This window comes from Nocardioides epinepheli (assembly GCF_037936805.1).
GTDB lineage: Bacteria > Actinomycetota > Actinomycetes > Propionibacteriales > Nocardioidaceae > Nocardioides.
The window spans coordinates 220,325-243,066 of sequence record NZ_JBBMMC010000004.1; the positions used below are offsets into that span (position 1 = coordinate 220,325).

General features: G+C 71.1%; 17 protein-coding genes. 6 read left to right on the forward strand and 11 right to left on the reverse strand.

From position 1 onward, the window contains the following. Positions 1-21: 21 nt before the first annotated feature. The 5 genes from WMR31_RS07680 to WMR31_RS07700 all read right to left on the reverse strand — a co-directional run bounded on the left by WMR31_RS07680 (position 22) and on the right by WMR31_RS07700 (position 7,077). On the reverse strand, positions 22-1,290 hold the full coding sequence (locus WMR31_RS07680) for a hypothetical protein (RefSeq protein ID WP_340538200.1): 1,269 nt from the start codon (positions 1,288-1,290) through the stop codon (positions 22-24). A gap of 212 nt (positions 1,291-1,502) precedes the next feature. Continuing rightward, positions 1,503-2,840: a hypothetical protein gene (locus WMR31_RS07685; RefSeq protein WP_340538201.1), complete on the reverse strand. Its 1,338-nt coding sequence runs from the start codon at positions 2,838-2,840 to the stop codon at positions 1,503-1,505. 47 nt (positions 2,841-2,887) lie between these two features. Continuing rightward, positions 2,888-4,243, reverse strand: a complete 1,356-nt coding sequence (locus WMR31_RS07690) for a hypothetical protein (RefSeq protein ID WP_340538202.1) — start codon at positions 4,241-4,243, stop codon at positions 2,888-2,890. Positions 4,244-4,270: 27 nt separating this feature from the next. After that, positions 4,271-5,617: a hypothetical protein gene (locus WMR31_RS07695; protein ID WP_340538203.1), complete on the reverse strand. Its 1,347-nt coding sequence runs from the start codon at positions 5,615-5,617 to the stop codon at positions 4,271-4,273. A 149-nt stretch (positions 5,618-5,766) separates the two neighbouring features. Continuing rightward, on the reverse strand, positions 5,767-7,077 hold the full coding sequence (locus WMR31_RS07700) for a hypothetical protein (protein ID WP_340538204.1): 1,311 nt from the start codon (positions 7,075-7,077) through the stop codon (positions 5,767-5,769). 129 nt (positions 7,078-7,206) lie between these two features. Here WMR31_RS07700 and WMR31_RS07705 point away from each other — a divergent pair, with 129 nt between their 5' ends. After that, positions 7,207-7,686, forward strand: a complete 480-nt coding sequence (locus WMR31_RS07705; protein ID WP_340538205.1) for a dihydrofolate reductase — start codon at positions 7,207-7,209, stop codon at positions 7,684-7,686. 6 nt (positions 7,687-7,692) lie between these two features. Here WMR31_RS07705 and WMR31_RS07710 read toward each other — a convergent pair whose 3' ends face one another. After that, positions 7,693-8,286: a hypothetical protein gene (locus WMR31_RS07710; protein WP_340538206.1), complete on the reverse strand. Its 594-nt coding sequence runs from the start codon at positions 8,284-8,286 to the stop codon at positions 7,693-7,695. Between the two features lie 49 nt (positions 8,287-8,335). Here WMR31_RS07710 and WMR31_RS07715 point away from each other — a divergent pair, with 49 nt between their 5' ends. The 3 genes from WMR31_RS07715 to WMR31_RS07725 all read left to right on the forward strand — a co-directional run bounded on the left by WMR31_RS07715 (position 8,336) and on the right by WMR31_RS07725 (position 11,941). Next, on the forward strand, positions 8,336-9,259 hold the full coding sequence (locus tag WMR31_RS07715) for an LLM class F420-dependent oxidoreductase (protein WP_340538207.1): 924 nt from the start codon (positions 8,336-8,338) through the stop codon (positions 9,257-9,259). Between the two features lie 76 nt (positions 9,260-9,335). Next, a complete protein-coding gene (dapA, locus tag WMR31_RS07720) occupies positions 9,336-10,232 on the forward strand; it encodes a 4-hydroxy-tetrahydrodipicolinate synthase (RefSeq protein WP_340538208.1) in 897 nt (298 codons plus the stop codon). A gap of 23 nt (positions 10,233-10,255) precedes the next feature. Continuing rightward, positions 10,256-11,941, forward strand: coding sequence for a ribonuclease J (locus WMR31_RS07725; RefSeq protein WP_340538209.1), 1,686 nt, complete (start codon positions 10,256-10,258; stop codon positions 11,939-11,941). 183 nt (positions 11,942-12,124) lie between these two features. On the opposite strand, the gene cydC is transcribed toward WMR31_RS07725, so the two are convergent. Genes cydC through WMR31_RS07745 form a run of 4 tightly spaced genes read right to left on the reverse strand, consistent with a single transcriptional unit; the run spans position 12,125 to position 17,840 of the window. Next, on the reverse strand, positions 12,125-13,783 hold the full coding sequence (gene cydC, locus WMR31_RS07730) for a thiol reductant ABC exporter subunit CydC (protein ID WP_340538210.1): 1,659 nt from the start codon (positions 13,781-13,783) through the stop codon (positions 12,125-12,127). Continuing rightward, positions 13,780-15,351: a thiol reductant ABC exporter subunit CydD gene (gene cydD, locus WMR31_RS07735; protein ID WP_340538211.1), complete on the reverse strand. Its 1,572-nt coding sequence runs from the start codon at positions 15,349-15,351 to the stop codon at positions 13,780-13,782. The genes cydC and cydD overlap by 4 nt, the downstream gene beginning before the upstream one ends. Further along, entirely contained in the window at positions 15,348-16,367 is a 1,020-nt protein-coding gene (gene cydB / locus WMR31_RS07740) for a cytochrome d ubiquinol oxidase subunit II (protein ID WP_340538212.1), read from the reverse strand. The genes cydD and cydB overlap by 4 nt, the downstream gene beginning before the upstream one ends. Before the next feature lie 30 nt (positions 16,368-16,397). Continuing rightward, complete coding sequence (locus tag WMR31_RS07745; RefSeq protein ID WP_340538213.1) at positions 16,398-17,840, reverse strand: cytochrome ubiquinol oxidase subunit I; 1,443 nt, start codon at positions 17,838-17,840, stop codon at positions 16,398-16,400. Positions 17,841-17,923: 83 nt separating this feature from the next. Between WMR31_RS07745 and WMR31_RS07750 the strand changes: the two genes are divergently transcribed. Then, entirely contained in the window at positions 17,924-18,316 is a 393-nt protein-coding gene (locus WMR31_RS07750) for a BlaI/MecI/CopY family transcriptional regulator (RefSeq protein WP_340538214.1), read from the forward strand. A gap of 98 nt (positions 18,317-18,414) precedes the next feature. Further along, positions 18,415-19,233, forward strand: a complete 819-nt coding sequence (locus WMR31_RS07755; protein WP_340538215.1) for a M56 family metallopeptidase — start codon at positions 18,415-18,417, stop codon at positions 19,231-19,233. 70 nt (positions 19,234-19,303) lie between these two features. Here the strand turns inward: WMR31_RS07755 and WMR31_RS07760 are convergent, their stop codons facing one another. After that, positions 19,304-22,711, reverse strand: a complete 3,408-nt coding sequence (locus tag WMR31_RS07760) for a M4 family metallopeptidase (protein WP_340538216.1) — start codon at positions 22,709-22,711, stop codon at positions 19,304-19,306. Between the last annotated feature and the right edge of the window lie 31 nt (positions 22,712-22,742).

Sequence of the window (22,742 nt, forward strand, 5' to 3'; positions counted from 1 at the left end):
CGGGCACGACCAGATCGAGGTTCAACGCTCGCAGCGGGTCCGACGCTCCGCGCGGCACAGGTCGGCCCCAGGGCCACCGTCGGCGGAGTCTTGGCCCGCACCACCGAGGAGGACGTCGGCATGCCGGCCTCCGATCAACTCGTCGTCACCCGGCCCGCCCAGCACCCGGACCGGCTGCCTGGGCTTCCCGGGACAGGGCGCGATGGAGGGTTCGAGGGTGACCGTGTCGCGCCCGTAGCCGGCGCGCACGACGCCGCCGCACGTCGCCACTGCGGTGAGCCGGTTGGCCGTCCGGGTGCCGGTCAGCACGACCCACCGTCCTTCGACGCCGGCTCCCTCGAACCCGGTGGCCCGCACCCGCACCCGCGGTTCGGTGCAGGTGTAGGTAGCTCGCTTGAGATGCAGGGTCGCGGTGCCCCGGCAGAGCCGATTGTAGGTACTCCCCACCACGAGCTGATCGGTCCCCGACCCGCCGGAGACCCGGGCCTCTCGAGGACGCGAGTAGAACGACACCAGGTCATCGCCGGCGCCCATGGAGACCGAGCGCAGCTTGGGCGCGGTGAGCATCTCGTCAGCGTCCCCTCCGCGGAACGAGAGCGAACCCACCGGCGGCTCGAGGTAGAAGCGCTCGAGCGAGGTCCACGCCAGTATCGGTACTCCGTCGGCGCGGGCGACCCCAGCGCTCGCCCGGTTGTCGATCTCCCACTTCGCGCTGTTGAACTGGTCGTCGATGCCGTCCAGTAAGAAGATCTCATCCGACCCCTGCCCGCCGTCGAGGGAGAACGACGGCGCCGAGGTCCGGCTGAAGGACGTGAACGCGTCGCGACCCGGGCCGAGGTCGATGCTGTCGACCATGTCGGTGTCCCAACTGCCGGTCGCGACAAGGTCGCGATTGCCGCCGGTCTGAATGACGTCGCGGTCGTCGGGGCCGAAGTAGCGGTCCAGTGCGTCGACCTCGTCGCGGCCCGGGCCCCCGACGTAGGTGTCGGTGCCGGTTCCGAGTTCGACCTGCACGGACCCGGTGCTCGGCTGGAGATTGTGGATCTCGTCGGCTCCGGGGCCCGCGTAGACCTCCTGGGTGCGCCCGGTGATGCAGATCAGGTCGTCGCCGCCTTCGGCTTCGACGCTGAAGGAGCCGTTGGTGACGATCACATCGCGCTGTGGTGTTCCGCTGATGTAGTCGCGGCTCGGCGAGCCTACGAGCGTGGCCTCTTCGCCCGCGCAGGTAGCGGCGGGCGTCGTCGCCGCGTGCGCGTGCGCGGGCGAGGGAGCGGCGAGGCCACCGCTCATCAGGACTCCCACGGTGAGTGCTGCGCGGACGGCTGAGCGCTGTCGGACCATACGGCACCGTACCCGCGACAGACCCCTGGCGGCTGACCGCCGCAACGGGCACAGACCGACACCGTCTCGGCGCGTCGACCTGACGATCTAGATCCGTACCGCGCCGTCGGGCGTGCCTTCCCGGCGACCACCGCCGTGTGAGGCGGGAGGTCTCGGGCGACTCACTCCTCGCAGTTCTCCCGGTTCTCCGCGAAGCAACGGTCGATGTCGGGGCCGCCGTCGGCGCTGTCGCTGCCTGGTCCCCCGATCAGGACGTCGCGCCGGATCCAGCCGACGAGATCGTCGTCGCCCGGACCGCCATCGACGCGGATCGGCGTCCAGCCGCCCTCGAGGCAGCGGTACTTGGGACGCCGGATGATCACCCGATCAGCTCCGTATCCAGCGCGCACCCGGCCTCCGCAACGGGCATGCACGACGATCTGGTCGGCGCGCCGCGAGCCGACGATGTCGACGCGTCCGGCGGCGATCCGGGCAACCTCGAAGCCGTCGAACGCCGCCCGGTAGCGAGCGTCGTCGTCGCACCGATAGGTGCCGGCGCCCATCCGAACCGTTGCCGTGCCGAAGCACTCCGCCGGGTAGTCCTGGCGATGCGTCACGAAGCGATCGGTCCCGGAGCCGCCCGCTACCTGTGAGCCGCGTGGGTGTGCTGCGGTGAACCGGACGACGTCGTTGCCGGCTCCCATGTCTGCCCTGCGTAGAGAGTCCGCCGTGAGCCGCTCGTCGGTGTCGCCGCCGAGGAAGTCGACCGAGCGGACCGGGGCCTCGAACACGAACACGTCGAACGACGTCCAGGACAGGACGGGCTCACCGACAACCGTCGCGATGCCCGGCGAGCGCCGGTTGTCGAAGACCCAGCGTCCATTGCTGAGGGCCCCGGTGGCGTCCTCTGAGGTCACGAGGGTGTCTCGACCCGTGCCGCCCGCGAGCGAGAAGGTCGATCCGGCTGCGAGTCCTTCCAGAGACGCGGAGTCCCGCCCGGGACCGAGGTCGACAGCATCGAGCATCCGCGAGCCCGGACGTCCGGTGGCGACGATGTCGGCGCCCGCTCCGGTGTCGACGACGTCGCGGTCGTCGCGGGCGGCGAACGACTCGGGGAAGTCGTCGTCGGTGAACACGACCTCGGGCCCTGGACCACCGAGGTAGGTGTCGCCTCCCGGTCCGAGCCAGACTCCGGGCCCGTCCGAAACGCCGTCGGCGGTCTGCAGATTGCGGACGTCGTCGCGGCCGCTGCCTGCTGTGACGGACTCTGTATCGCCGGTGATGCAGATCAGGTCGCCGCCACCCAGAGCGTCGACCGACTCGACGCCGTTGGTGACGATCACATCGCGGCCGCTGGTCCCGACCAGTTCGGCGCTGCCGGGGCGGCCGACGAGCGTGGCCGTCTCCCCGCCGCAGGTCGCCTCGGGCGCCGCGGCCCCGGCGGCTGGCAGCAGCGACAGCGCGCCGAACGTCAGAACGCTCGCGATGGAGCAGGGAATCGCCGAGTGCAGCCGAGTCATGCGGCAGCCTAACGCGGTGACCACGCCAGATCCTGGCGTCGGGCTACTTACTCCTCGCAGCTCACCCGGCGCTCGGCCACGCAGCGGTCGACGTCGGCTCGTCCATCGGCGCTGTCGCGCCCGGGCCCGCCGATGAGGACGTCACGACGGATCCAGCCGACGAGCTCGTCGTCGCCGGGGCCGCCGTCGACCCGGATCGGCCGCCAGTCCAGCACGGGACGACAGCCGTACCGGGGACGTCGGATCGTTACCCGATCGGCTCCGTACCCGGCGCGCACCGTGCCACCGCAGCGGGCATGCACCAAAATCGTGTTGGCGCGCCGCGACCCGGCGATGTCGACCCGCCCCGCCGCGATGCGGACCCCCTCGAACCCGTCCAACGAGGCTCGGTAGGCGGGATCGTCGTCGCAGACATAGGTGCCCGCAGCCAACCGCACGGTGGCAGTGCCCAGGCATTCGGCCTGCTCGTCTTGGAAATGGGTCACGAACCGGTCGCTCCCCGGACCGCCACGAAGGACCGAGCGGCGCGGGTGAGCCATCGTGTACTCGATCACGTCGTCGCCGGCCCCGAGATCGGCCTCGCGCAGGGTCATCGCCGAAACGCGCTCGTCGGAGTCGCCGCCGTAGAAGCGCGTGGAGGAGAATCGGGGCTCGAGGACGAACCGCTCGAACGACGTCCAGTTCAGGGCTGCCTCGCCATCGGCAGTCGCGATGCCCGCCGAGGACCGATTGTCGAAGACCCAGTCCGCCTTCAGCAGGGCCCCTTTGGCCTCGCGCGCGATGACGATCATGTCCCTGCCGCTGCCGCCCGACAGGGAGAAGGATGGCGCCCCCGACAGGGCGTCGAGGAAGGCCAAGTCCCGCCCTGAGCCAAGCTCGATCGTGTCGACCAGCCGCGAGTAGGGGCGCCCGCTGGCCACCCCGTCATTGCCGGCACCGGTGCGGACGACGTCGAGATCGTCGCGATCGGCCCGCTCTCCCGGGAAGTCGTCGTCGGCGAACACGAAGTCGGCGTCGGGTCCGCCCAGATAGGTGTCGGACCCCGGGCCGAGGTGAGCGCTCATGGACGTGCCCCGCGGCAGGGTGCCGGCGAGTTGCAGGTTTCGGACGTCGTCGGCGCCGGTCCCGGCGATGACCGTCCGGGTGTCACCGGTGACACAGACCAGGTCGTCGCCACCGAGTGCTTCGACCCACTCGGCGCCGTTGGTGACGATCACGTCACGCCCCTCGGTGCCGTACAGCTTCCAGGCGCGCGGCTTGCCGACGACCGTGGCGGTCTCGCCGGCGCAGGTCGCCTCGGGTGCCGCGTCAGCGTCGGGCGCGCTGAGCGCACCGAGGATCAGCGTCCCAGCGGCAAGGGAAGCGGCGACCGATAGCGAACGTGCCGAGGGGAGTCGCGTCATGGGGCGCACCCTAGTCGGGATCCGTGCTCAGCGCTCGCAGTCGATTCGGCGCTCGGCGACGCACCGGTCCTCTCCGCCGCGGCCGTTCGCGACGTCGCGGCCGGGGCCGCCGATCAGCAGGTCGCGGCGTTTCCAGCCGACGAGATCGTCGTCGCCGGGACCGCCGAGGAGACGGCGCACCGGGTAGTCCGGTCCGCACTCGGTGGACCAGACGCCGCGCAGGATCACCTGATCGTCGCCGCCTCCGGCGCGGACTCGGGCGACGCAGTCGGGGATCGCGACCAGGCGGTCGTCGTGCCTGCTCCCCACCATGACCACTCGGCGACCGCTCGCCACGGCCGACTCGAAGCCGGAGAACGAGGCCCGCCTGTCTGGTCTGCTGGACTCCGAGGATCCCGTGTCGGCGTCCGGCCCCGCACAGGAGTAAGTGCCGACCGCCATCCGTACCGTCGCCGTGCGCGGACAGTCCAGGATGGACATGCTGTTGAAGGCGACGGTGTCGGTGCCGCTCCCGCCGCGCATCCGAGTGTCTCGGGGCACATCGAGGATCTGCACGCGGTCATCGCCGCCACCCATCTGCGCCGAGCCGAGCCGCTTCACGTCCACCGTCTCGTCGGACGGCCCGCCGAGGAAGCTCCACGAGCGGGCGGAGGGCTCGAGCCCGAACCGCTCGAACGACGTCCACGACATCGTGGTGCGGCCCTCGAAGCCGGCGTGACCGACGCTCGCGCGGTTGTCGACCAGCCAGGGCCGATTGCCGAGGCCGTCGTACATCCACGGCCACAGCTCGAGCTCGTCGAAGCCGGCGCTCCCCGTGACGGAGAACGTGGCCGCGGCCGTGCGACTGACCAGTCTGAGGCGGTCGTTGCCCCAGCCGAGATCGATCACGTCGACCAGGTCGGTGTTCTGCTCGCCCGACGACACCTCGTCACGTCCACCGCCGGTGCGGACGACGTCGGGATCGTCGACGGTCGACCCGTCGTCGGCGTTGACCTCCTCGCCCGCCGCGCCGCCGGCGAAGTGGTCACTGCCGGGCCCTAGCCACACCCGGATCCGCCATCCATCGGCGGAGGGGAGGGTGCGGACGTCGTCGTCGCCGGGGCCGGCTTCGACGTCCTCGGTCTTGCCGGTGATGCAGATCAGGTCGTCGCCCTCGAAGGCGTCGACGCTGAGTGATCCGTTGGTCACCATCACATCGCGCTCGGGGGTGCCGGCCAGGTGCGTCTTCTCGCGGCTGCCGACATGCGTGGCCGGCTCGCCCGCGCAGGTCACCTCCGGCTGCGCACCGATCGCGGGCGGGCTCCACGCCAGAGTGCCGAGAGCGAGGACAGCGGCCATGACGGCCACCGAGGCGGCCCGAGCGCATCGCGTCATACGACACCCTAACTCCTGTCGACCCGGCGCTGCGGGTGCTTCGACGGCGGTCCGAGCCGGGGCGCGAGCCGGATTGCCGGATAGTTTGAGGCGTTATCAACCTCGGCAGGGTGCGATCAGGTTGATAACGCCTCAAACTATCCCCAGCGTCAGCTCTCGCAGTTGACTCGTCGCTCCGCGACACACCGATCGTCGCCACCGCGACCGTTGGCGAGGTCGGTGCCGGATCCGCCGATGAGGAGGTCGCTGCGCCGCCAGCCGGCGATCGTGTCGTCGCCGGCCCCACCGAAGACCTGCGCGCCGGCGGGAGGCGTGGCCGAACCGCAGTTGCGCACCGGTCCATGCACCCGGACGACGTCGTCCCCGCCGCCGGCGCGGACGGTCGCGTCGCAGGAGGGGTGGGCGACGAGCCGGTCGGCGCCGTCGGTCCCTTGCATGCGCACGTCGCGGCCGGTGGTGACCGCCTCCTCGAAGCCGCCCAGGCTCGCCTCGTCGTCGGGGTTCGTGCACACGTAGGTGCCGGCCGCCAGGTTCAGCGTGGCGTTCCCGCGGCAGGCCATGAACTTGAAGCTGTCGCGTCCGGAGCCGCCGGTGAACCGGGCGTCGTCGAAGTGCCAGGACGGCGCGAGCAGGTCGTTGCCGCCGCCCAGGTCGACCGAGCGCAGGCGCCGCGCGTCCAGCCACTCGCCGCGGTCGCCACCGAGGAAGTCGGTCCAGCCGACCCGGGCGTCGAGCCGGAACCGCTCGAACGACGTCCACGCCATCCGCTCCGACCGACCGGTTCCCCCCGTCGCTGCTGTCCCGCGCGCGGAGCGGTTGTCGATCGTCCAGCCGACCGCGCCCCACCCGTCGCGGATGCCTTGCGACCACGCGAGCTGGTCGGCCCCGGCCCCGCCGGAGAGCTGGAACGAGGAGGAGGCGACCCGGCTGTCCAGGTCGACCTCGTCGTTGCCCGCACCGAGGCTGATCACGTCGACCAGTGGGGTGCCGGAGATCCCGGCGCTCACGCCGTCGGGTCCGCCACCGGTGCGGATCACGTCGGGCTCGTCGGTCTCGCCGAGGGTCGGGTCGGCGCCGACGTACTCGGCGAGCTCGCCGCCCACGAACGTGTCGGACCCGCTGTCGAGCCAGATGCTGACGTCGTCGGCGTCGCCTCGGGTCTGCTGGCCGCGGACGTCGTCGTCGCCCGGTCCGGCGAGCACCTCGCGGGTGGCGCCGGTGATGCAGACCAGGTCGTCGCCGTCACCGGCGTCGACGGTGTGGCTGCCGTTGGTGACGATGACGTCGCGCCCGGGCGTCCCGGTCAACGTGTCGTCGCCGGCGCTCCCCACGAGAGTGGCGGTCTCGCCGCCGCAGGTCGTCGCTGGGCCCGGCGACGGTGCGGCCGCACTCCACGGCGCGGCGAGCGCACCGACGGCGAATACTCCGGCGGTGAGAGACACCGAGAACTGTCTGATCATGTCGACTCCTCGTCGCGCTGGCGCCCACGGGCGGGACACACCTCAACTGGTAGACGAACGGGAAGGCTCCATGGTTGGGTGCCGGCCCTCATCAGTTCGCAGGTGCCCAGGGAACCTAGGCTGCCGGGCATGAAGCGCGTGATCCTGGTCGCGGCGGTGGCCCGCAACGGCGTCATCGGCAGCGGCCCCGACATCCCGTGGTCGCTGCCGGGCGAGCAGGCGGAGTTCAAGAAGCTCACGATGGGCCACACCCTGGTGATGGGCCGCACGACCTATGAGTCGATCGGCCGCCCGCTGCCCGGACGCACCACGATCGTGCTCACCCGCGACCGGTCGTGGACCAGCGGACACGACGAGGTGCTGGTCGCGCACTCGCTCATCGAGGCGCTCGGCAAGGCCGCCTCCCACGAGGGCGAGGTGATCGTCGCCGGCGGCGCGCAGGTCTATGCCGAGGCGATGCCGCTGGCCGCCGAGCAGATCGTCACCGAGGTGCCGCTGGAGCCCGAGGGCGACGTCTTCTACCCGCCGATCGACCCCAAGACCTGGGTCGAGACCGACCGCGAGCACTTCGACGGCTACGACCGGGTCTGGTACGAGCGCCTGACGTGAGCCCCGTCAGCGGGCCGATTCGTAGACCGAGACGTCGGCAGCGAGCCGCTCCTCGAGAAGACGGCGGATCTGAGGCGGGATCGCGCCGTCGGAGCCGGTCGGTGAGACGTTGAGGCGAGGCATCTCGGGTGTGGGCACCCCGAGCCGCCCCGCCATCCAGTCGACGGCGTCGCCGAGGTGCTCGTAGCGGTAGATCCGCTCCACCGGCGGCCGGCCCTCGGCGGTCCTGGTGAACTGGGCCCAGGAGCCCAGGTGGATCTCGCCGTCGGCGACCCGGCGGGCGAAGTCCTCGAAGGGCACGCCGGCGGTGCTGTTCGGCCGGCCGGCCGCCTCCGGGCGGCTGCGATAGCGCCACCAGGAGTGCACCCACTCCACCGGCTCGCGCACCACGCACACCAGCTCGTAGCTCTCCCGGGGGTGGCCGTAGTGATCCAGCACCGGCGCGATCAGGTGGTCGAAGGTGCGTGCGGTCATGTGCTTCATCCGCGGAGGACGCCGGGTGAGCAGCTCGGCGTGCCGGCCAAGGGCCGCCTCGACCGCAGTCGAGCCGGTCTTGGTGGTCGCCAGGAAGCAGAACCCGGCCTGCGGCATCGCCATCACCGTCGGCACTGTAGTCCCGCCACGCCGGGGCGGCTGGCAGGCTGGGGTCATGGATCTGCGCATCTTCACCGAGCCCCAGCAGGGCGCCACCTACGACGATCTGCTCGCGGTGGCGCGGCGCGCCGAGAGCCTCGGCTTCGGGGCCTTCTTCCGGTCCGACCACTACCTCGGCATGGGCACCGAGGGTCTGCCCGGCCCGACCGACGCCTGGACCACGCTCGCCGGCCTGGCCCGCGACACCAGCACGATCCGCCTCGGCACCTTGATGACCAGCGCCACCTTCCGCTATCCCGGCCCGCTCGCGATCGCTGTCGCGGGTGTCGACCAGATGAGCGGCGGTCGCGTCGAGCTCGGCCTGGGGGCCGGCTGGTTCGCCGAGGAGCACACCGCCTACGGCATCCCGTTTCCTGACACGGGGGAGCGCTTCGACCGCCTCGAGGAGCAGCTCGCGGTCATCACCGGGCTCTGGAGCACCCCGCTCGGGGAGCGGTTCAGCCACGACGGCGCGCACTACCCGGTCATCGACAGCCCGGCGCTCCCCAAGCCGGTCCAGTCGCCGGTGCCGATCCTCGTCGGCGGCGTCGGCAAGAAGCGCACGCCCGCGCTGGCCGCTCGCTACGCGAGCGAGTTCAACCTGCCCTTCGTCGATCTCGACACGACCACGACCCAGTTCGCCCGGGTCGCCCAGGCGTGCGAGGACGCCGGCCGCGACCCCGCCGAGCTCACCTGGTCCAACGCGCTGGTGGTCTGCGTCGGAGCCGACGACGCCGAGGTCGCCCGCCGCGCCGCCGCGATCGGCCGCGAGGTCGACGAGCTGCGCGCCAACGGCGTCGCCGGGACTCCCGAGGAGGCGGTGGCCACGCTGCGTCGCTACGCCGAGGCGGGCTCGCAGCGGGTCTACCTCCAGGTCCTCGACCTGGCCGATCTCGACCACCTCGATCTGATCGCCGCCGAGGTCATGCCACACGTGTGAGGTACCGGCGAGGTACGTGTGAGACCCGCGCGAGACCTGTGACGGCCCGGCGCGCCGCCTTCGCTAGCCTGTGGCCATGTCTGCCCCCGCCGTCGAGGCCCCGTTCGGCACCGTGCTCACGGCGATGGCCACCGCCTTCCGCCCCGACGGCTCGCTCGACCTCGAGGGCACCCAGCGGATCGCCAAGCACCTGGTCGAGCACGGACACGACGGTCTCGTCGTCTCCGGGACCACCGGCGAGTCGGCCACCACGACCAAGGAGGAGGACGGCGAGACCCTCGCAGCCGTCCGCGACGCCGTGGGCCCCGACATCAAGCTCGTGGCCGGCGTCGGCACCAACGACACCAGCACCTCCCTGTTCCTGGCCCGCCAGGCCCGCGAGCGCGGCGCCGACGGCGTCCTGCTGGTCACGCCCTACTACAACAAGCCCGGCCAGCGCGGCATCCTGCACCACTTCCGGCAGGTGGTCGAGGCCGCCGAGCTGCCCGTGATGCTCTACGACGTCCCCGGTCGCACCGGCTCCCAGATCGCTCTGGAGAGCTACGCCGAGATGGCCTCGTGGGAGCCGGTCGTCGCCGTCAAGGACGCCGTGGGCGACCTGCCCCGCGGCAGCCGGATCATGGAGCTGGGCTTCGCCGTCTACTCCGGCGACGACATCAGCAACCTGGCCTGGCTCGCGCACGGCGCCTCGGGGTTCGTCTCGGTCGCCGGCCACGCCGCGGGCGACGCCCTGCGCGAGATGTACGACGTGTTCCCGACCGACCCCGCCCGTGCCCGCGAGATCTACGTCGCGATGCTTCCCGCGATCGAGGCGATCATGGGCGTGCCCAACTACGGCGCCACCACCGCCAAGGCCACCCTCGAGCTGCTCGGCGTCCTCGACAACCGGCACGTGCGCTCACCACTGGTGGCCCTCGACGAAGACGAGGTCGCGGCGCTGCGAGCCGGTCTGGCCGCCTCCTCACTCATCTAGCTCCTACCGATAGGACCCGTTCTGTGAGTCATCCGCACCCCGAGTTGTCCGCCCCGCCCGAGCTGCCGAAGGGGGGCCTGCGGATCACGCCGCTGGGAGGCCTCGGTGAGATCGGTCGCAACATGACCGTCTTCGAGTACGACGGTCGCCTGCTCATCGTCGACTGCGGCGTGCTCTTCCCCGAGGACCACCAGCCCGGCGTCGACCTGATCCTTCCCGACTTCGCCGCGATCCGGGACCGGCTCGACGACGTCGAGGCGCTGGTTCTGACCCACGGCCACGAGGACCACATCGGCGCGGCGCCGTACCTGCTGCGCGAGCGCAACGACATCCCGCTGGTCGGCTCCGAGCTCACCTTGGCACTGCTCGACAGCAAGTTGCGCGAGCACCGGCTCAAGCAGACCGTCCACCACAAGGTGGCCGAGGGCGACCGGCTCACGTTGGGCCCGTACGAGCTGGAGTTCGTGGCGGTCAACCACTCGATCCCCGACGCGCTCGCCGTCGCGATCCGCACCGGCACCTGCCTGGTGCTGGCCACCGGCGACTTCAAGATGGACCAGCTGCCCCTCGACGGCCGGATCACCGACCTGCGCGCGTTCGCGCGGCTGGGGGAGGAGGGGGTCGACCTCTTCCTCACCGACTCCACCAACGCCGAGACCCCGGGCTTCACCCCCGCGGAGAAGTCGATCACCCCGGTGATCGACCAGGTCTTCCGCGACTCCAAGGGCCGCATCATCGTCGCCTGCTTCGCCTCCCACGTGCACCGCGTCCAGCAGGTGCTCGACGCCGCGGTCGCCCACAACCGCAAGGTCGCCTACGTCGGCCGCTCGATGGTGCGCAACATGGGCATCGCCCGCGACCTGGGCTACCTCAAGGTGCCGCCGGGGGTGCTCGTGGACGCCAAGGAGCTCGCCGAGCTGCCCCCGGACCGCCAGGTGCTCATCTCCACCGGCAGCCAGGGCGAGCCGATGAGTGCGCTGAGCCGGATCGCCCAGCGCAACCACCACTTCGTGCACATCGAGAAGGGCGACACCGTCCTGCTCGCCTCCAGCCTCATCCCGGGCAACGAGAACGCCGTCTACCGCGTGATCAACGGCCTGTCCCGCCTGGGCGCGAAGGTCGTGCACAAGGGCAACGCGCTCGTGCACGTCAGCGGCCACGCCAGCGCCGGCGAGCTGCTCTACTGCTACAACATCGTGCGGCCGCGCACCGTGATGCCGATCCACGGCGAGTACCGCCACCTGCTCGCCAACGCCGAGCTCGCACTGGCGGCCGGGATCGAGAACGTCGTCATCGCCGAGGACGGCGTCGTGGTCGACCTCGTCGACGGCGTCGCCTCGATTGTCGGCAAGGTCGAGTGCGGCTACGTGTTCGTCGACGGCACCTCGATCGGCGGCATCACCGAGGCCGACCTCAAGGACCGGCGGATCCTGGGCGAGGAGGGCTTCATCTCGGTGATCGTGGTGGTCGACACCGTGAGCGGCAAGGTGATGGCCGGCCCGGAGATCCACGCCCGCGGCATCGCCGAGGACGACACGACCTTCGACGCCATCAAGCAGCCGATCATCGACGCCCTCAACAACGCCCTGGCCGAGGGCACCACCGACACCTACCAGCTCCAGCAGACCGTGCGCCGCGTGGTCGGCCGTTGGGTCAGCAACAGCCTGCGCCGTCGTCCGATGATCATCCCGGTGGTCGTGGAGGCATAGACCGCCGAACGCAGAGAGGCGGTGCTATGCCTCGATGGTGGTCGAGCAAGGAGGCACGGGCTGAGCCTGCGAAGCCCGTGAACCGACGCGTCGAGACCTCGCAAGCGACCTCGGTTGCGCAGGAAACACACCAGCACCACCAGTCCCCAGATTTGCGCTGACCCGTCAGCCATAGCGGACGGGTCAGCGCACCATGGACGCTGACCCGTCAGCTATAGCGGACGGGTCAGCGTTTGCTGCGGGTCGGCCGAGGTCGACGACGTCGTCCATCCGGTCCAGCCCGTGCTCGGTGTGGGTGATCCAGACCAGACCGGGGCCGTCGGGTCGGTCGCGCAGCGCCAGCAGGTCGTCGGTGACGGCGCGGGCGGTGGGGGAGTCGAGGTGGGCGGTCGGCTCGTCGAGCACCAGGACGTCGTGCTCGGCCAGCAGCAGCCGGGCCAGGCCGATCCGGGCGCGCTCGCCGCCGGAGACCGACGCAGCGCCGTCGCCGATGCGGGTGTGGAGGCCGGCAGGGAGGGCGTCGAGCCAGTCGCCGAGGTGAGCCTTGCGCAGGGCGCGCTCCACCTCGGCGTCGGTGGCGTCGGGGCGGGCCAGGCGCACGTTCTCCACCAGGGTGGTGCCGAACAGGTACGGGTCGTCGTCGAGGAGGCCGACGCGCGACCGGACGTCGTCGGCGCGCAACCTGCCGACGTCGTCGCCGCCGAGCAGGTGCCGGCCGCTGGTGGGTGCCAGGAAGCGCACCAGCACCGCGGCGAGCGTCGACTTGCCCGAGCCCGAGGGGCCGACGATGCCGACGGCGCGGCCGGGGGAGACCGACAGGCTCGTCGCGGGCATCGAGGGGGAGTCCGCCCAGGCCGCGGTGACGTCGGTCAGGTCGATCTCGGGCCCACCGACCGGCTGGGGCGAGGACGGGTCGAGGACGGCGGGGTCGAGCTCCGCGAAGGCGTCGAGCCGGTCGGTGGCGGCCGCGGTCTCGTGCCGTAGGACGGCGGCGTCGGCCACCGGCGCCGCGACGTCGACCAGCGCCAGCGGCACCAGGACGAGCAGCGCGAGCACCGGTCCGGACACGTGATCGTGAGCCAGCGCGGCCATCCAGACCATCGCGAAGCCGGCGAGCAGGATCGGCCAGGCCCGGGCGACCGCGAGCCACCACGCCGCCCCGCGGGTGGCACGGGCGAGCTCGGCGTCTGCCGCCGCGACCCGGGAGAGCGCGGCCTCCTCGGCCTGCCAGCGCACCAGCGGGCGGGCGTCGTCGAGGACAGCGAGGACCCGGCTGGACACCTCGGCCCGGGCGGCGATCCGCTCGGGACCGAAGCGGCGGCTGCCGAGGCGACCGACGGTCCAGGCCACGCCGCCTGAGGCCAGGCTCGCCGCGAGGACGACGATCGCGGCCGGCGGCCAGAAGGCGGCCACGGCGAGGGCGGTGAGGACGGTCGTGCCGAGCCAGACGTAGAGGGGCACCCGGACCCGCACCAGCTCGTCGACCTCGGCGTCGACGTCGTCGACCACCGAGGCCAGGACGTCGCCGCGACGCCGGCCGAGCCGCCCCGGCACGAGCGGCACCAGCGCGTCGTAGACGCGGGCGCGCCGCTCGGCCAGAGCCCGCAGGGCGACGTCGTGGGTGATGAGGCGCTCGGCGTAGCGCAGCACCGGGCGCGCCAGCCCGAAGGCGCGGACGCCGACGATCGCGACCATCAGCATCAGCACCGGCGGGTGCTCGGAGGCGCGGACGATGAGCCAGCCGGCCGTCGCGGTCAGGGCGACGCCGGACGTCGCGGCGAGCACGCCGAGTGCGATCCCGCCGGCGGCCCGCCAGCCGATCCGGACCGATGGCGCGCTCACAGCGTCACCAGCCGGTCGGCAGCCTCGACGACGGCGGGCCGGTGGGCCACCACCACGACGCAGCGTTCGCGCGCCTGCTCGGTGAGCACCCGCAGCAGGACCGCCTCGGTGGCGGCGTCCAGGTGCGCGGTGGGTTCGTCGAGGACGACGAAGGGCCGGTCGGCCACCAGCACGCGGGCGAGCGCGAGCCGGGCGCGTTGGCCGGCCGACAGACCGGCGCCGTCCTCGCCGAGGGCGCGGTCGAGGTCGAGGTCGAGCCCCACCTCGCGCAGGGCGTCGGTCAGGCGGGCGTCGGGAGCATCGGGCCTGCCCAGTCGCAGGTTCTCCGCGACGGTGCCGTCCAGCAGCCACGGACGCTGCTCGACCGCGGCCACGTCGGACCGCCACGCCGCCAGTTCGGGTGCCGGCACGCGTACCTCGCCTGCCGACACCGGCACCTCGCCGAGCAGTGCCGCGAGCAGGGTGCTCTTGCCGCTCCCCGACGGGCCGCTGAGCACCACGAGCCCCCGCTCGGGAAGGTCGAGGTCGATCGGACCGACGGCAGGCCGCGGCTGGCCGGGCCAGGTGACCTCCACGCCGTCGAGCCCAGCCGGACCGGGGACCACGGAGGTCGAGGCGGTGCCGGCGGCCTCGGTGAGGAGCTCGTGGACCGCCTCGAACGTGGTGGCGCCCTCGGCGGCCGCGTGGAACTCAGCGCCGACCCGGCGCAGCGGCCAGTACGCCTCCGGCGCCAGCAGCAGCACCACGAGCGCGGTCTCGAGGCCGAGACCGTCGGCGGCGAGCCGCAGCCCCACGGTGACCGCGACCAGCGCCACCGAGAGCGTCGCGACTAGCTCCAGCGCCGCGGAGGAGGCGAACGCGAGGCGGAGCACGTCGGTGTTGGCCTTGCGATAGCGGTGGGTGATCTCGGTGATCCGCTCGGACTGGGCGCGCGCCCGGCGGTGCGCGACCAGTGTGGGAAGCCCGCGGACGACGTCGACGAAATGGCCGGACAGCTGGCCGAGCAGCCGCCACTGGCGGTCGACGCGTTCGCGGGTCGAGACGCCGATGAGTGCCGCGAAGACCGGTACCAGGGGCAGCGTGAGCAGGACGATGAGCGCGGCCAGGAGGTCCTGGGTGGCGATCGCGGCGAGGGTGAGGAGCGGGAGCACGGCGCCGAGCACCAGGGCCGGGAGGTAGCGGGTCAGGTAGGGCTCGACCGCTGCCACGCCACGGGTCGCAAGGAGTCCGAGCTCGCCGACGCGGTGCCCGGCCAGGGCCGTGGCATCCAGGTCGAGGGCCGCGCGGAGCACGCTGAGTCGCAACCGGCCACCGACCCGGGTGGCCGCGGCCGCGGCGGCGACGTCGGTGATCGCCGAGGTGAGGGCGCGCGCTACCAGGACCGCGATCAACACGATCGCCGGCGTCCGCCACGAGTCGTGGCCGACCAGCGCGGTGATGAGCGCGGCGATGGCGAAGGCCTGGGCGACGACCAGGACCGCGGTCAGCACACTGGCGCCGAGGACCACACCGATCTGCCCCCGGGCCGGACGCAGATGGGGGACGACCCGGGGGTCGAGTGGTCTCACGCCCGCGGCTTGGCCAGCTCGGCCGTCGGGATGTGCCGCACGCCGACCCGCTTGCGGAACACCCAGTACGACCAGGACTGGTAGCCCACGACGAGCGGGGTGAAGATGACCGCCACCCACGTCATGATCTTCAGCGTGTAGTGCGTCGCGGCCGCGTTGGTGGTGGTCAGCGAGTAGGCGGCGTCGGTGGTGGAGGGCATCACGTCGGGGAAGAGCGCGACGAACAGGCCGGTCACCGCGAGCGCGATGGTGGCGAAGGTGCCGGTGAACGCCCAGCCCTCACGCCCGCGTGCGGCGGCGGCCACCCCGCCCAGGAGGGCCAGCGCGGCGAGGGCGAACACGACCGCCGAGCCGGCGGTACCGGTCTCGACCTGGGTCCACACCATGAAGACGACCGCCAGGACGGCGGTGACCAGGCCGAGCTTCACCGAGAGCCGGCCGGCCCGGTAGCGGATGTCGCCCTCGGTCTTGAGCGCGATGTACATCGCACCGTGGGTGAGGAACAGCGAGAGCGTCACCAGGCCGCCGAGCAGCCCGAAGGGGTTGAGCAGGGTGAACAGGTTGCCGGTGAACTCGAAGTCGGCGTCGATCGGCACGCCGCGCACGATGTTGGCGAAGGCCACGCCCCACAGGATCGCCGGAACGAACGAGCCGATGATCAGACCGCGGTCCCAGTTGGCCTGCCACTCCTTGCCGGGGCGCTGGTGCCGGTACTCGAAGGCGAGCCCGCGCACGATGAGCGCGAGCAGGATCAGCAGCAATGGGAGGTAGAAGCCGCTGAACAGCGTGGCGTACCACTCGGGGAAGGCCGCGAACGTCGCGCCTCCGGCGACCAGCACCCACACCTCGTTGCCGTCCCAGACCGGGCCGATGGTGTTGATCATGACGCGGCGTTCGGTCTCGTCCTTGGCGAGGAACGGAAGCAGCATGCCGACGCCGAAGTCGAATCCTTCGAGCGCGAAGTAGCCGATCCAGAGGATCGCGATCAGTGCGAACCAGACGGTGGTGAGCTCCATGATGGTCTCCAGGTCCCTTCGAGCGGCCGGTCAGTAGGCGAAGGTGAGAGGGGCGTCGTCGTCCTTGTCGTCCTTGCCCGGGTCGGGTGGCTCGACGAAGGGGTCGGCACCCTTCTTCACCGCCCGGATCATCAGACCGACCTCGATGATGCCGAGGATCGTGTAGAGGCCCACCAGCGACAGCAGCGAGATCCAGGCCTCGGTGGTGCTGACGCCGGGCGAGACGCCGTGCTCGGTGGTCATCAGCCCGAACACCACCCAGGGTTGACGGCCCATCTCGGTGAAGATCCAGCCGAACGAGTTGGCGCCGAGCACCGCGAAGAAGGAAAGGATCCCGAGGCGGGCGAACCATGGCCCGGGGGCGCGGTCGCGTCGGGTCATGAAGAGCAGCAGGGCGCCGATCGCGGCCCCGAGCACGCCGAGGCCGATCATGAAGCGGAACGACCAGTAGGTGACCGGGATGATCGGCACGTAGGCCTCGGGCGTGTAGTACTCCGCACCCGGGTCGGATCCGTAGGTCTCCTTGTACTGCTCGCGCAGGTTGTCGATGCCCTGGACCTCGCCGTCGAACGATCCGGTGCCGAGGAAGGAGAGCAGGCAGGGCACGGTGATCGCGAACTTCTCCTCCTCGCCGTTCGGGGTGCCGAGGGTGAAGATGGAGAACGGCGCGCAGGAGTCCTTGGTCTCGTACAGTCCTTCGGCCGCTGCCATCTTCATCGGCTGGACCTCGGTCATGACCTTGCCCTGCAGGTCGCCGCTGACCGCGACGCCGATACCGCTCAGCAGGGTCACCACCGCGCCGATCCGGATCGCCTTGCGGTACATGCCGCGGTCGTCCTTGTGCTTCTCGGAGCGGTAGAGCCAGGCGGCGACGCCGATGAGGAACACCCCGGCGGTCATGTACGCGGCCATGATGACGTGCGGGAACGTGACGAGCTGCACCTTGTTGAACATCACCGCGGCGAAGTCGGTGAGCTCGGCGCGTCCGGTCGTCTCGTTGTACTCGTAGCCGACGGGGTGCTGCATCCAGGAGTTGGCGGCCAGGATGAACCACGCCGAGAACAAGGTGCCGATGTGGACGATCCACATGCACGCCGCGTGCAGCCCACGGGGGAGCTTGTCCCAGCCGAAGATCCACAGCCCGAGGAAGGTCGACTCGAGGAAGAAGGCGAGCAGGCCCTCGACCGCGAGCGGTGCGCCGAAGATGTCGCCGACGAAGCGGGAGTAGTCAGACCAGTTCATCCCGAACTGGAACTCCTGCACGATGCCGGTGACGACGCCGATGGCGAAGTTGATCAGCAGCAGCTTGCCGAAGAACTTCGTGAGCCGCAGGTACTCGGGGTTGCGGGAGCGGACCCACTTGGTCTCCAGTCCGGCGACCACCGCGGTCAGTCCGATCGTCAGCGGGACGAACAGGAAGTGGTAGACGGTGATGATGCCGAACTGCCATCGCGCGATGTCGAGGACGTCCACTGCAACCTCCGGTAGTTCTACGACGAACGGTAGTAGATGCTACGAACCGTAGTACGTCATGTTCCGTAGCTACAATCGACCCTGTGTCTGGTTCCCGCAACACCCGCCCACAACTCGGGGAACTGGAGCGTGCGGTGATGGAACGGCTCTGGGCCGCGCCGGAGGGTGAGGCGCTCACGGTGCGCGAGGTGCACGGCGCACTCGCCGCGGATCGCGACCTGGCCTACACCACGGTCATGACCGTGATGGGGCGGCTGGCTCGCAAGGACCTGGTCATCCAGGAACGCGACGGCCGCGCCTTCCGCTACCGCGCTCGTGAGAGCCGCGCCTCGCTGACCGCGGGGCTGATGCGAGAGACCCTGGCCGACTTCGCCGAGCACGACCGCAGCACCGCGCTGGTCGCCTTCGTCGAGGACGCCAGCGCCGAGGACCTCCGCGCCCTGCGCAGTGCGCTCGCCGGTCTCGACCAGCCGTGACGCCGCTCCTGCTCGGGGCACTGGCGGTTGTGTTGGCCGGCCCAGCGCCGGCCGGACTCGCGCGACTCGATCGCATCCGGCGGACTCCGCGGGCGGCCATGCTGCTGTGGCAGGGCATCGCGCTGGCGGCGGTGCTCGCCGCCCTGGGCGCCGGAGTCTCGCTCGCCACCGACCATGCCTGGCGACGCGAGCCCCAACTCGGCCCGTACGTCGTGGCGGGCGGCGCGCTGCTCGTGACCGGGCTGGTCCTCGGCCGGCTGCTGCTGAGTGGCCACCTGGTCGGCACCCGGCTGCGGGCGCTGCGCCGGGCCCATCGTGAGCAGGTCGACCTGCTGGCTCGCCGTCACGCCGACTGGGGGCCGGGGGAGTCGGGCCGGGCGGTGAACGACCTGCGGATCCTCGATCACGACCTGCCGGTGGCCTACTGCGTACCGGGACTCCACCGATCCCGGGTGGTCGTGTCGGCAGGGACCCTGTCGCGCCTCGGCGACGCCGAGGTGCACGCGGTCCTCGCGCACGAGCGCGCCCATCTGCGCGCCCGCCACGATCTCGTGCTCGAGGCGTTCAGCGTGCTGCACCGGGCCTTCCCGCGTTGGGTGTCCTCCGCAGCCGCCTTGCACGAGGTGCGCCTGCTCGCCGAGGTGCTGGCCGATCGGGCGGCGGTGCGCGAGGTGGCTGACGGTCGGGGATCGTTGGGGCGCGCGCTGGTGGAGCTGGCCGAGTCCGGAGCCACGGCGCCGGGCGCCGGCGTCAGCCTGGCCGCCGCCGAGGGTCCCTCGGACCTGCTGATCCGGATCAGGCTCCTCGCCGACCGCCGGAGGCATCGGATGCAGGCCGCCGTTCTCACCGTGCTCGCTCTCGCGGTGGTCGCCCTCCCCACGGCCTTCGTCGTGATGCCCTGGCTCGTCGCACTCTGATCTCGGCAAACGATGAGGCCCCGCCGAGCCAACGCTCGACGGGGCCTCACCGGTAGTGAGTAGCCAGGGGCTACTTGGTGACCCTGATCCTCATCGGGGCGGCCTTGCTGGCCCCGAAGTTGTTGCTACCGAGGTACCGGGCCACGACCCGCACGCTGCCCAGCTTCTTGAACAGCTTGGTCGTGATCGTCGCCACGCCGTTCTTGAGCATGCCGGTTCCGATGACCTTGCCACCGGACGCGAGCACGACCTTGCCGTTGACGGCGCCGGCGGCGGAGGTGACCTTCACCTTGACCTTGGCCTTCTTGCCCACCTTCACCTTGGCGGGCGCCGAGGTGACCTTGGTCGTGGTCGAGGCCTTCTTGATCGTCGCCTGCACCGGGACCGAGAGCGGGCCGTAGGCGCCGTCGCCGGAGTAGGCGAGCGTCCACCCGTAGCGGCCGGCAGGCGTCTTGGCCGGAACCGCGATGGTCGCCGATCCCTCGTCGAGGGTGGCTGATCCCACGGTGGTGCTGCCACTCATCAGCGTGACGGTGCCGGTGGCACCGCGCGGTGCGCTGACGGTGACCGTGCTCGCCTTGCCGTAGACCGACGGGTCGGGCACGTGGGTGGCGGTGATGTCGGCCTTCTTGAGGCAGACGCTCATCTCGATGTCGTCGACGTACCAGCCCTGGTTGCCACCGCAGCCGTCACGCCCGATGTCGAACCGGAACGACACCTTGTCGCCGGCCTTGGCGCCGAGCTTGGCCATCGAGATGACCGACTGGCCCCAGCTGCCCAGGGTCTTGCCGCCGTCGGTCCCGCTGAAGCTGGCCTGGCCGGCCAGCGGGCTGGTGTTGGTGGCGGCGGACTGCTGCGTGGTGTTGTAGCCGTTGAACAGGAACGCCGAGAGCGGCACCAGGTTGTAGGCGCCGCCGTTGATGCTCGCCTTGATGTTCCCGCCGTCGTAGCCGGCCTCGGTCTGCACGTAGTGCAGGAACGACACGCGCGCGCTCACGCCGGCCGGCACGGTGTAGGCCGGGCTGGCGATCCCGTTGCGGCTGGAGATGTCCTCGACCGGGTCCTCACACGCACCCGCATCCGGCGCCGGACCGTAGGCGACGCCGCCGGTGTGCCCGCCGGGTGCCGAGTTGGACGCCTCCCACGGGAAGTTGTTCACGCTCGGCGGGCCGCCGGGCCCGACCGTGCCCTGCTGGACGTCGGCGGTCCAGCCGGTTAGGCCGTCCTCGAAGTCCTCGAGCATCGTGGTCGAGGTGACGGTGTCATCGCCACAGGCGCTGAGACGCCCGGGGGCGAGCAGCGGCTGGAAGTTGCACTGGACCGGGTCCTTGCGCATCTCGGTGGCCTTGACCGCCGCGACGACGGAGTGGCAGTCGCCGGCAGTGATCGGGGTCGCAGCGGCAGGCGTACCCTCGGTCTCCGTCGACAGCTCGTTGATCGGCTTGCCCACGAGGTCCTCACACGAGGATTCGAAGGCGTCGGCGGCGTTGGTGAAGTCCGACGTCGGCGTCAGGTAGGCGGTCTGGGCGCGCCACCAGATGTTGGCCGCCTTGTCGAGACCGATGCCGGTGATGGTCTGACCGTTGTAGGTTCCGCCGTCGACCAGCAGTGCGTAGGCGTGGTTCGGCACGCCCGAGTTGGTGTGGACGCCGCCGGCGTCGGTCAGGGCCGGGTCGCAGTTGTACTCGGCGTCGGTGACCTTGCCGGGGTCACCGTAGCAGGTGGGGTTCCACATGTCGCGGATCGCGCCCCCGAAGGCGGTGGACTTCTCGCCCATCAGCCAGCGGGTGGTCGGCGTGCGGCCCGAGACGTCCTCGGCCTGGATGGTCATCGTGACCGAACCCGCGGCCTTGATCCGGGTGCCGTCGCCCTGGGTGACCATGAAGCCGGGGATCGTGGAGGTGCCGGCCACGTTGATCGGAAGCCCCGCGGCGTTGTTGCCGAAGACGATGCCGGTGGCGCCGGCGGCGGCGGCGATGTCGACCTTGGCCTGGAAGTTGCAGGTACCGCGGTCGACGTACACGTACGTCCCGCTGACCGCGGACGCGTTGGTGTAGGTCGAGCAGCCGTCGGTCGTGCTGGGCCCGGCGGGGTTGGAGGCGTCGAGGGCGACCACGACGTCGGCGGTCACCGGGGTGGTGGTGTACGGGGTGCCGAAGCCGGCTCCTGCCGCGGCGGCCGTGCAGTCACCGGCGGCGCTCGCCGGAGCGGTGATCTTGACCAGCAGGCGGGGTGGTGCGGTCGGGTCGCAGGTGCCGACCTCGCGCTTGGCGTTGATGTCGCCCTCGTCCTCGTCCTCGCGGCCGTTGATGAGGTCGATGGTCTCGCCCCACACATCGGAGTAGGACTCGTTGAGCGCACCGGACTGGTACTGGTAGATCAGCCCGGAGGTGTACTCGGTGTAGGCGTGGCCCCACTCGTGGGAGACGACGTCGTCGGAGGTGACGCCATTGCAGTAGTTGGTGGTGACGCCGTTCCAGTTGGCGTTGGGGCACCGGATGCGCGGGTCGTTGTTGACCGTCTTCATCGTCGCGCCCTCGCCGTCGTAGGAGTCACGGCCGAAGGTGTTCTCGTAGAGCCAGTAGGACTCACCGGTGGAGTTGACGAGGTTCTGCTGGTCCTGGTTCAGGGAGCCGGGGAACGCGTCGCCCTCCTTCCACACCGGAGTGGTCGCGGGGCTGGTCTCGTAGAGCTCGCGCTCCAACGCGTCGCTCACCATCGAGTAGCGGTTGACCGGCTTGCCGGTGTTCGCGTCGATGAAGACCATGTCGCGCACGTTCGAGCCGTTGCTGACCTCCACCCCGTAGGCCAGGATGTTGGCGCCGCTGGCGCCTCGGGTGGCGCCGAGCCGGTAGACGAACAGCGTGTTGGACGCCGCCTTGACGCCGCTGGTGTCGGCGGCGGCGCCGGACTCGGAGGTCGGCGGGTCGGACTTCACGAAGCCGACCGCGCGCTGGCCCGCCTGGGCGGCCGAGAGCCGGGTGTCGGTCGAGAGGCCGGACACCGGAGCGGCGTAGCCGGCCACCGACGTCAGGTCTCCGTCGTTGTCGATGCTGGCCTTCAGGGCCGCGCCGAACACGGGGAGCCCGCGGTAGTCCTGGGTATAGGTGACGGTCCACCCGAAGCGGTCCTGATGGACGTTGGACCGCTTCGCCTGGCCGTCGGCGAGACCGAAGGCGGTCCCGAACTCGGCGAGGTACTGGTCGGCCTTCGCGATCGCGCCGGCCTTGTCCTTGGCGGCGACGGTGGGGAGCAGGTCGGCTTTCGCACCGTGGACGGCCGCGAGACTCACCTTGCCGGTGGCGCTCTCGGTGCTGATCCGGACACTGCCGTCGGCGGCCGCGCGAAGCTTGGATACGGCCGACGGATCGTTCCCGGGCCGTTGCGCGGCGCCGGGTGCGGCCGAGGTCGCACTGGGCACGAGCGCGAGGCCCGTCACCGCGAGCGCGACGCTCAGCCCGGTCTTGAGGAATTTCACTATTCAGTCCCTCCGAGTGGATGATTTGGTG